Below are 8874 nucleotides of genomic sequence, written 5' to 3'. Positions count from 1 at the left end.
TCGGCCTCCAGCGGCCGCAGCGGCATCGGGGCCACCGCGCCGATGGCGCACCGCACGCCCCGGCGCGCGGGATCCAGCACCAGCCCCACGGACGCACGGGACCGTACCCGGGTCCGCGGTCCGGGGGCGCGCCCCGCCCTCCCTCAGCGAACTCCAGCTCCTGCGCATATGAGACGGCTCCGGCACCCCCGTGCCGCCGAGCCATTCCTCAGACCCCAGCACAGGAGCAGCACCACCATGAACATCCAGCGTTCCCTCGTCCGCCGCACCGCCGCCGTGGCCGCGGCGGCGACCGCCGCCCTCGTCCTCGCCGCCTGCGGCACCGACTCCGCGAAGGACTCCTCCGCGGGCGCCCCCACGCACGACGGCCACGCCGTCGGCTCCCCGGCGTCCGCCACGCCCTCCGCCCAGTCCTCCGCCTCGGCCACGCCCGGCCAGGGCGGCAACAACGCCGCCGACACGGCCTTCGCCCAGGGGATGGTCCCCCACCACCGCCAGGCGGTCGAGATGGCCGACCTGGCCGCGACCCGCGCCGGATCGCCCGAGGTCAAGGCACTCGCCGAGGAGATCAGGAAGGCGCAGGACCCGGAGATCAAGACCCTCTCGGGCTGGCTGACGGCCTGGGGGCAGCAGGTCCCCGCCGCCGATGCCGGTCACGGCGGGCACGCCATGTCCGGGATGATGACGGGCGGCGAGATGGACGAACTGACCAAGGCCTCCGGCAAGGAGTTCGACGGGGCCTTCCTCCGGATGATGGTCAAGCACCACGAAGGCGCCGTGGCCATGGCCCGCACCGAGCAGTCCGCGGGCGCGTACGGGCCGGCGAAGGACATGGCCGCCGCGATCATCAGCTCCCAGAGCGCCGAGATCACCCGCATGAACGCCCTCCTCGGCAAGGGCTGATCCCACCCCCGCACCCCCGCGCCGCCGCGCCCGCGCGCCGCGCCGCGGGGGTCCGCGGCCGGGCCCCCGTCCCCCGGGCCGGGTCGGCAGACGGGTGATGTGCGGCCCGTGCGGGGACGTGCCACGCTGGTCACAGACCCGGGCGGGCGAGCGTCGCGAGAAACGGGGGCGCGCTGTGGTGCGAGGACCGAAGGCCCGATGCCTCGGGCGCCGCGTCGCCGCCGGTTGCGCGGCCCTGCTGCTCCTGGCCCTGACCGCGGGCCCGGCCGCCGGATCGGGCACCACGGCGTCCGCACCGTCCGACGACGACGCGGCCGGCGGGCTCGACCCCCGGATCGTGGCGATCATGCACAAGCCGGAGTACCGCCACGCCCGGTGGGGCCTCCTGGAGACCGACCCCGCCGGCGGCCGGGTGGTGCACAGCCTGTCGCCGGAGACGTTCTTCATCCCCGGGTCCACGGCCAAACTGTTCGGGGTGTCCGGAACCTGGCGGACGCTGGGCGCCGACCACCGCTTCGTGACCCCGCTCTACGCGGTCGGCGAGCGCCGCGGCTCCACGCTGACCGGCGACCTGGACCTGGTCGCGCAGGGCGATCTCACGATGGGCGGCCGGACCGCCCCCGACGGCACCGTCGCCTACACCGACCTCGACCACACCTACGCCAACGACTTCCCGGGCGCCACGCTCACCCCGGAGAACCCCCTCGCCGGCATCGACCTGATCGCCCGCCAGGTGCGCGGCGCGGGCATCACCCGCGTCGACGGCGACGTGGTCGTCGACGACCGGCTCTTCCTCCCGGAGCCGGTCTTCGATCCCACCCCGACCCCGCTGATCATCAACGACAACCTGATCGACCTGCTCACCACGCCCGGGGACCGTCCCGGCGCCGCCGCCCGCCTGGACTGGCGGCCCAGGGTCGCCCCCTACGAGGTCTCCTCGACGGTCCGGACCGTGGCGGCGGGCCGCCCGGCCGCCGTGACGGTGACGACCACCAGCGGCGGCACCCGGATCCGGCTCTCCGGCACGATCGCGGCGGACGCGCGGCCACTGCTGCGCACGGCTCCGGTGACCGATCCGGCGGCCTTCGGCCGCACCGCCCTGATCGAGGCGCTGGCGCGGGCCGGGGTGAGCGTCACCGCGTCCCCGACGGGCCCCGACCCGGTCGGCCGGCTGCCGGGGGACTACCGGGGCCGGCCGCGCGTGGCCGCGTACACCTCCCCGCCGTTCGTCCAGTACGCCACGCTCATCCTCAAGGTCAGCCACAACCTGGGCGCCAACCTCGGCATGTGCCTGCTGGCCGTCACCGCGGGCAGCCGGCAGTGCATGGACGGCTTTCCGGTACTGGCCCGGTTCCTGGACGGGGCGGGCGTCGACCGCGAGCAGGTGGAACTGCTGGACGGCCGGGGCGGCAACCCGGCGGACCGTGCCACTCCGCGGGCTCTGGTGCAGATGCTGACGTACTGGCAGCGCACGCCCGAGGCCGCTCGCTTCCGGGAGGCGCTGCCCGTCCTGGGCGTCGACGGGCTGCTGGCGGAGAACTGCCGCGACTGCCCGGCCCGCGGCAAGGTCTTCGCGAAGACCGGGGCGGCCGTCGGCCTGGACGCGCTCAACGACCGCCTGGCGGTCGGGGCGATCACGATCGCGGGATACCTGGACAAGGGCGACGGCCGCTACGACACCTTCTACGCGGGCGTCAACGGCGCCTCCACCCCGACGGCCGACCCCACCGAGGTGCTGTCCATCGCCAACGACCTGGCCATGATCTCCGCCTACCTCCAGGAACGCTGACTCAGAGCGACTCCGAGCGGGCCGCGGCATCGTCGAGGAAACCGCCCGACTGGTGCTGCCACAGCTTGGCGTACGCACCCTCCGCACCCAGCAGCTCCTGGTGCGTGCCCTGTTCGACGATCCTTCCCCGGTCCAGGACGACGAGCCGGTCCATGCCGGCCACGGTGCTCAGCCGGTGCGCCACCACGAGCGCCGTCCGCCCTTCCATGAGCCGCCACAGCGCCTCCTGGACGAGGAGTTCGCTCTCGGAGTCCAGGGCGCTGGTCGCCTCGTCGAGCAGCAGGATCGGCGCGTCGCGCAGGATCGCCCGCGCGAGGGCGACGCGCTGGCGCTGGCCGCCGGACAGCTTGATGCCGCGCTCGCCGACCATGGTGGCGAAGCCGTCCGGCAGGGCGTCGGCGAACTCGGTGACGTGCGCCGCCTCGGCCGCGCGCCGGACTTCGGCGTCGGTGGCACCGGGCCGGGCGAAGGCGATGTTGTCGCGCAGCGTGCGGTGGAACATCGCCGGGTCCTGCGGTACGTAGGCGATCAGGCCGCGCAGGTCGGCCTGGCGCAGCCGGCTGATGTCCTGGCCCCCGATCGTGATCCGGCCCGCGTCGATGTCGGTCATCCGCAGCAGCAGCCGGGTCAGTGTGGTCTTCCCCCCGCCGGACCGTCCGACGAGGCCCAGCTTGGTCCCACTGGGCACGTCCAGGTCGAGGTGCTCGAAGAGCGGCTCCCCGCCCCCGTGGGCGAAGGCCACCCCCTCGAACCGGACGTCGCCGGCCCGCAGGCACAGCGGCTCCGGCGCGACCGGGTCGACCACGGTGGGCGGGGTCAGCAGCAGCGTGGTGAACTGCGCGGCCTCCGTCATCGAGCTCTCCAGGCGGCGGTAGATCTGGTTGAACTCGAACATGATCCGGGTGGCGTTGGCGAAGTAGGTGAAGGCGACGACCACCGCCTCCACGCCGTGCGCCCCGCCGCCCAGCGCGACGGCGAGCAGCAGGCCGAGCGCGTTGGTCAGTACGGACATCGGCGCGACGATCGTGTCGATGCGCAGGTTGCCGTAGTCCCACGACCGCAGCATGTACCGGCGCGAGCGCGCGACGCGCGAGCGGTGCTCGGCGGCCTCGCGTTCCTCGGCGGCGAAGGCCCGGACGGTGTCCATGTTCATCAGGCTGTCGGCGACGTGGCCCGAGACGTGGGCGATCGCCTCCTCGCGCTGGGCGACCAGTGCCTGACGGCGCCGGATCAGGGGCAGCACGCACACCGCCGTCAAGACGATGAGCGTCAACAGCCCCACCACGAGCAGCGGTTCGTACTGCCACAGCACCACCGACCCGAACAGCAGCGGCACGAGCCTGCCCAGGACCGAGAACGCCAGCGTGTCGACGAACTCCTCGAAGCGGGAGGCGAAGCTCAGCACCCGCTTGGTCAGCGATCCGGCGAAGTTGTCGTGGAAGAACGCGGCGTCCTTGGCGAACAGCTCGTCCATGCCGATCACGTACAGGCTCTCGATCCCGAGGGCGTCGAGGCGGTTCAGGAAGTGCAGCCCGAGGCGCCACAGCCCCTCGGAGAACAACAGGACGCCGGCGAAGCCGAACACGTAGGGCAGCGCCGGGCCGACCCCCGTACCGGCGCCCGAGGCGATGCGGCCGACGAGCTTGGCGACGACCAGCGGCGCGAGGTAGTTGATGCCGATGTTGCCCAGCGCCGGGAGCAGCATCGCCGGCCCCGCCAGTCGGCGGAGCCGGACCAGTTCGCGGCCGTAGTAGCGCAGTGCGAGGAGTACCGGACCCCTGCCGGTCGGACCTTCGGACGATTCAGCCGTTCCCATCACAACCCTGCGTCCTCGTGGGGCGAGACGCCGTCACCTCGCCGGGTGCGGGCCAGGAACCGCAGTGTCCCGCGAGCACGCCCGCCCGGTCCACGCGTTTTCCCGTGTGGGGGACAAGGGCCGGCCGCAGCGGCGGGACCGGGTCCCGGAAACGGCTGAGGGGCCGTTTCGGATTTCTCCGAAACGGCCCCTCGACCTACGACTCTCACGAGTCGGGACGACAGGATTTGAACCTGCGACCCCTTGACCCCCAGTCAAGTGCGCTACCAAGCTGCGCCACGTCCCGATGGTCTCTGACCTGGGGTTTCCCCTGGCCGGACCAACACCTGAACAATACCGCACTTCGGGGGGTGGTCGCCCGCGGGTTTCCACGGACGGCCGGATGTGACGGATCCGGCGACGGCGGCTTGACCTCAAGTCCGCTTGAGGAAGCATGGTGGCTGCATGACACAGGCAATCGCGGACACGGGGTTCCGCTACGAGGATCTGGGCCGACTCATCGCGCTCATGACAGGGGCGGAGAAGCACGGGCCCGCCGCCACCTCCACGCTCGACGCGCTGTGGGTGCTCTACGACCGGGTGTTGCGCGTCGGGCCCGGGAGCGCCGGGGCCGCTGAGCGGGACCGGTTCCTGCTCTCCAAGGGGCACGGGCCCATGGCCTACTACGCCGTGCTCGCCGCGAAGGGGTTCTTCCCCGTCGAGTGGCTGGCCGGATTCGGTTCCTACGACTCCGCCCTCGGCCACCACCCCGACCGCACCCTGGTCCCCGGCGTGGAGATCGGCAGCGGCTCGCTGGGGCACGGGCTGCCGCTCGCCGTCGGCACCGCGCTCGGGCTGCGCGCCCAGGGGCTGGACGACCCGGCCGTGTGGGTGCTGATCGGGGACGCGGAGCTCGACGAGGGCAGCAACCACGAGGCCATCGCCTACGCCGGCCCGGCCGGACTGGAGCGGCTGCACACCCTGGTGATCGACAACGACTCCGCGACCCACGGCTGGCGCGGCGGGATCGCCTCCCGCTTCGAGGCGGCCGGCTGGTCGGCGGTCACCGTGGACGGGCGGGACCACGAGGCGCTGCACGCCGCCTTCACCGCGCCGCATCCGGGCCGGCCGCACGCCGTCGTCGCCCGTGTCGAGAAGAAGTTCTGAGGGAGGCGGGTCATGGACACCATGCGGGACCGGTTCGTGTCGGTCACATCGAAGCTGCTCGACGAGGACCACCGGCTGGCGGTCGTGCTCGCGGAGATCACCATGGACGGGTTCCGGCCCGCCCGGCAGCGCCACCCGGACCGGGTGATCAACGTCGGGATCCGCGAACAGCTGCTGGTCGGCGTGGGCGGCGGCCTGGCCCTCACCGGGCTGCGGCCCGTGGTCCACACCTTCGCCAGCTTCCTGGTCGAACGGCCCTTCGAGCAGGTCAAGCTGGACTTCGGGCACCAGGGCACGGGCGGGGTCCTGGTCAGCGCGGCCGCCAGCTACGACTGGCCGGCCGGCGGGTTCACCCACATGGCGCCGGGCGACGTGGCGCTGCTGGACACCCTCGACGGCTGGACGGTCCACACGCCCGGCCACCCCGACGAGGCGGAGGAGCTGCTGCGCCACGCCTACGCCGCCGGGGACGACAAGGTGTACGTCCGGCTCACCGCGCAGTCGAACGCCGCCCCGCGCCCGGTCGGCGACCTGCGCTTCCAGACCGTACGGACGGGGAGCGCGGGCGTGGTCCTCGCCGTCGGACCGCTGCTCGACGAGGTCCTCGCCGCGACCGAGGGCCTCGACGTCACCGTGCTCTACGCGGCCACCGTGCGCCCCTTCGACGACGCGGCCCTGCGCGCCGCCGCGGGCCGGGCCGCGCCGGAGGTGGTCCTGGTCGAGCCCTACCTGGCCGGAACCTCCGCGGCGGCCGCCGGACAGGCCCTGATGGACGTGCCGCACCGGATCCTGCCGCTCGGGGTGGGCCGGGCCGAGCTGCGCCGCTACGGCACGATGGAGGAGCACACCGCCGCCCACGGCCTGGACGCGGCCTCGCTGCGGCAGCGGATCAGCGGCTTCCTGGGCTGACCGGGCCGGGCGGGGGCGACGGCCCCTGTCGGGGGCCCCTCCCGTGCCCCCGCCCGGCCCGGCGCCGTCAGCGGCCCCGGTCCTCGCGCGCGTGGATCAGCTCCACCAGGTCGGCGGCGAGCGCCTTGACCGTCGTCAGGCCCTCCGTCCCCCAGCGCCGCGGCACCACGTCCACCCCGCACACCGTGCCCAGGACGACGCCGCGCCGGTCGGTGAGGGGAGCCCCCAGGTACGAGCGCACCCCGCTCTCGTCCACGACCGCGTTGCCCGCGAAGCGCGCGAAGTCCCGTACGTCCTGGAGCACCAGGGCGCGGCGCCGCACCACCACGTGCGGGCAGTAGCCGTGGTCCCGGGGCAGCACCCGCGCCGGGTATCCGGCCTGCGCGGCGTCCGGGCGGTGGTGCAGACCGGCGAAGAACTGCCGTTCCTCCCCGACGAAGTTGACACCCGCGTACGGGGTCCGCAGGGTCCGGGCGACGCGCGCCGCGAAGGCGTCGAGTTCCGCGTCCACCCGCTCCCCCAGGCCCAGTTCGCGCAGCCGGACGGCACGCGCGGGTGCCTCCCGGTCCACCGGGGTGAGGAGCAGGTGGCCGGTCGATTCGTAGTACGTCATGGCGGTTCCCCCGGATCCGAGTGGGCTTGGCGGGCTTGTTTCGCTGTGGAGAGCAGATGGTGGACGAGGGCCGCGAGGGTCCCCGTACCGGAACCCCTCAGTCGCGCGTCGCACCGGACGACGGGCACCCGCGGGCCGAGTCCCACCGCCTCGCGGACCTCCTCGGCGGTGTAGCGGTGTGCGTCGTCGAACTCGTTGACGGCGACGACGAAGGCGATCCCGCGCCGCTCGAAGAAGTCCACGGCGGGGAAGCAGTCGGCGAGCCGGCGGGTGTCGGCCAGCACCACCGCCCCCAGGGCGCCCGCGCACAGTTCCTCCCACAGGAACCAGAAGCGCTGCTGCCCCGGCGTGCCGAACAGGTACAGGACGTGCCGGCCGTCGAGGGTGAGGCGGCCGAAGTCCAGCGCGACCGTCGTCGTCGCCTTCGCCTCCACCCCGTCGATCGGGTCGCAGCCCTCGCCCACCCCGCTCAGCACTTCCTCCGTGCACAGCGGCTCGATCTCGCTGACCGCGCCCACGAAGGTGGTCTTCCCCGCCCCGAACCCGCCCGCGACCAGGATCTTCAGGGTCGCGGGCGGGGCGGGGGCGTCACAGTCGCCGGCGTAGGCCATCGAGCACCGCCCGGAGCAGGGTCTGGTCGTCGTCGGCGAAGGAGTCGCCGCCGGGGAACCGGGGCGCCCGCACCGAGACGGCCCCGTGCTGCGCCAGATCGGACAGCAGCACCTTCACCACCACCGCCGGGAGCCGCAGCTGCCCGGCCACCTCGGCGACGGTCACCCCGGCCGCGCCCGCGCAGATCCTCAGCGCGAGGGTGTGCTCGGCGCCGAGCGGAACGCGCGGGCGGACCCCGGTCGCGGTCACCAGCGACAGCAGGTCGAGGTGGACGGCCGCCCGGGTGCGCCCGCCGCTGGCGGTGTACGGGCGCATCACCCGGCCCGCCGAATCGTCCAGCCAGGGCGTGTCGCGCGCCGCACCGGATCCCCTGTCCCCCCGTGCCCAGACCCTCATCGCTCCGCGTCGACGGTGTGCGCGGGCCGGCGCGGCGGGGCCGCCAGGTACGGGCGGACGCTCTTGACCAGCATCGCCATCTCGTAGCCGAGGACGCCCGCGTCCGCCTCCCGGTCCGCGAGCACCGCCAGGCAGGTGCCGGACCCGGCCGCCGAGACGAACACCAGCGCCGTGTCCAGCTCGACCACCACCTGCCGGACCTCGGCCCCGTCCCCGAACCGGGATCCGGCGCTGCGCCCCAGCGAGTACAGCCCGGAGGCCAGGGCGGCCATGTGGTCGGCGCTGTCCGGGTCCAGTCCGTGTACGCAGGTGACGAGCCCGTCCGCGGTGAGCAGCACCGCGCTGCGCGTGTACGGCACGCGTTGGACCAGGCCGCCGAGCAGCCAGTCGAGGTCCGAGAGGCTGCCTGTCTTCGTCGCCGCTTCTCCGGCCATGGGGGTGTGCTCCTTGCTGGGGTGAGGGGTCCGGGCCGGGGGCCCGGTTCATGCCTGCTGCTCCGACTGGGCGAGGCCGAAGCCGCGCTGGAAGGCCGCCATCAGGCCGGGGTCGTGCACGGGTTGCTCGGTGTCGGGTGCCCGGCGCGGGGCGGGGGTCTCGCGCAGCTGGGGCGCGAGGTGGTGCTGGGCCCGGCGCCGCGGCAGCGCCGGCCGCACCGCCTCTGCGCGGGCGGGGGCGGTGGCAGGGGCGGGG

Annotated in this window: 9 protein-coding genes, 1 tRNA gene and 3 pseudogenes; 5 read left to right on the top strand and 8 right to left on the bottom strand. The window is 74.0% G+C overall.

Annotated features, from left to right (window positions below; translation table 11 throughout):
* Positions 1–104, bottom strand: a pseudogene (locus ABZW32_RS37710) (dehydrogenase); the annotation flags it as partial.
* Between ABZW32_RS37710 and ABZW32_RS37705 the strand changes: the two are divergent.
* The 3 genes and pseudogenes from ABZW32_RS37705 to dacB form a co-directional block, all read left to right on the top strand.
* Positions 71–172: pseudogene (locus ABZW32_RS37705) on the top strand (DUF6153 family protein); the annotation flags it as partial. The pseudogenes ABZW32_RS37710 and ABZW32_RS37705 overlap by 34 nt on opposite strands.
* A 65-nt stretch (positions 173–237) precedes the next feature.
* A complete protein-coding gene (locus tag ABZW32_RS37700; protein ID WP_356225121.1) occupies positions 238–903 on the top strand; it encodes a DUF305 domain-containing protein in 666 nt (221 codons plus the stop codon).
* Between the two features lie 175 nt (positions 904–1078).
* On the top strand, positions 1079–2692 hold the full coding sequence (dacB, locus tag ABZW32_RS37695; protein ID WP_356225119.1) for a D-alanyl-D-alanine carboxypeptidase/D-alanyl-D-alanine-endopeptidase: 1614 nt from the start codon (positions 1079–1081) through the stop codon (positions 2690–2692).
* A gap of 1 nt (position 2693) precedes the next feature.
* Here the strand turns inward: dacB and ABZW32_RS37690 are convergent, their stop codons facing one another.
* Both ABZW32_RS37690 and ABZW32_RS37685 read right to left on the bottom strand, forming a co-directional pair.
* Positions 2694–4508 (bottom strand): ABC transporter ATP-binding protein, encoded by a 1815-nt coding sequence (locus ABZW32_RS37690; protein WP_356225117.1) that lies wholly within the window; start codon positions 4506–4508, stop codon positions 2694–2696.
* Positions 4509–4720: 212 nt separating this feature from the next.
* Positions 4721–4794 (bottom strand) — tRNA-Pro (locus ABZW32_RS37685).
* Positions 4795–4952: 158 nt separating this feature from the next.
* Here ABZW32_RS37685 and ABZW32_RS37680 point away from each other — a divergent pair.
* The gene (locus tag ABZW32_RS37680; RefSeq protein WP_356225116.1) at positions 4953–5654 is read left to right on the top strand and encodes a transketolase; all 702 of its coding nucleotides are present in this window, start codon (positions 4953–4955) and stop codon (positions 5652–5654) included.
* Between the two features lie 12 nt (positions 5655–5666).
* Positions 5667–6563 (top strand): transketolase, encoded by an 897-nt coding sequence (locus ABZW32_RS37675; RefSeq protein WP_356225114.1) that lies wholly within the window; start codon positions 5667–5669, stop codon positions 6561–6563.
* Between the two features lie 67 nt (positions 6564–6630).
* Here the strand turns inward: ABZW32_RS37675 and ABZW32_RS37670 are convergent, their stop codons facing one another.
* From ABZW32_RS37670 to ABZW32_RS37650, 5 genes and pseudogenes are all read right to left on the bottom strand, one after another.
* Positions 6631–7176, bottom strand: a complete 546-nt coding sequence (locus ABZW32_RS37670) for a GAF domain-containing protein (protein ID WP_356225112.1) — start codon at positions 7174–7176, stop codon at positions 6631–6633.
* Positions 7173–7787 carry an ATP/GTP-binding protein gene (locus ABZW32_RS37665; RefSeq protein ID WP_356225110.1) on the bottom strand — a complete coding sequence of 205 codons (615 nt, stop codon included), beginning with the start codon at positions 7785–7787 and terminating at the stop codon, positions 7173–7175. Before ABZW32_RS37665 ends, ABZW32_RS37670 begins: the two co-directional genes overlap by 4 nt.
* Positions 7765–8184 carry a DUF742 domain-containing protein gene (locus tag ABZW32_RS37660; RefSeq protein WP_356225108.1) on the bottom strand — a complete coding sequence of 140 codons (420 nt, stop codon included), beginning with the start codon at positions 8182–8184 and terminating at the stop codon, positions 7765–7767. Before ABZW32_RS37660 ends, ABZW32_RS37665 begins: the two co-directional genes overlap by 23 nt.
* Complete coding sequence (locus tag ABZW32_RS37655) at positions 8181–8618, bottom strand: roadblock/LC7 domain-containing protein (RefSeq protein ID WP_356225106.1); 438 nt, start codon at positions 8616–8618, stop codon at positions 8181–8183. The genes ABZW32_RS37660 and ABZW32_RS37655 overlap by 4 nt, the downstream gene beginning before the upstream one ends.
* A 48-nt stretch (positions 8619–8666) precedes the next feature.
* A pseudogene (locus ABZW32_RS37650) lies at positions 8667–8874 on the bottom strand (ATP-binding protein); the annotation flags it as partial.

The organism is Streptomyces sp. NPDC004667 (assembly GCF_040609475.1).
Lineage (GTDB): Bacteria > Actinomycetota > Actinomycetes > Streptomycetales > Streptomycetaceae > Streptomyces.
The sequence above is the reverse complement of the archived record's forward strand: the minus strand, read 5'-3'. Positions and strand labels throughout refer to the sequence as shown.

Bases quoted from the DNA above. Each gene is read 5' to 3' on its own strand.
- ABZW32_RS37700 (WP_356225121.1), top strand. From the start codon at position 238: ATGAACATCCAGCGTTCCCTCGTCCGCCGCACCGCCGCCGTGGCCGCG.
- ABZW32_RS37690 (WP_356225117.1), bottom strand. From the start codon at position 4,508: ATGGGAACGGCTGAATCGTCCGAAGGTCCGACCGGCAGGGGTCCGGTA.
- ABZW32_RS37680 (WP_356225116.1), top strand. From the start codon at position 4,953: ATGACACAGGCAATCGCGGACACGGGGTTCCGCTACGAGGATCTGGGC.
- ABZW32_RS37675 (WP_356225114.1), top strand. From the start codon at position 5,667: ATGGACACCATGCGGGACCGGTTCGTGTCGGTCACATCGAAGCTGCTC.
- ABZW32_RS37670 (WP_356225112.1), bottom strand. From the start codon at position 7,176: ATGACGTACTACGAATCGACCGGCCACCTGCTCCTCACCCCGGTGGAC.
- ABZW32_RS37665 (WP_356225110.1), bottom strand. From the start codon at position 7,787: ATGGCCTACGCCGGCGACTGTGACGCCCCCGCCCCGCCCGCGACCCTG.
- ABZW32_RS37660 (WP_356225108.1), bottom strand. From the start codon at position 8,184: ATGAGGGTCTGGGCACGGGGGGACAGGGGATCCGGTGCGGCGCGCGAC.
- ABZW32_RS37655 (WP_356225106.1), bottom strand. From the start codon at position 8,618: ATGGCCGGAGAAGCGGCGACGAAGACAGGCAGCCTCTCGGACCTCGAC.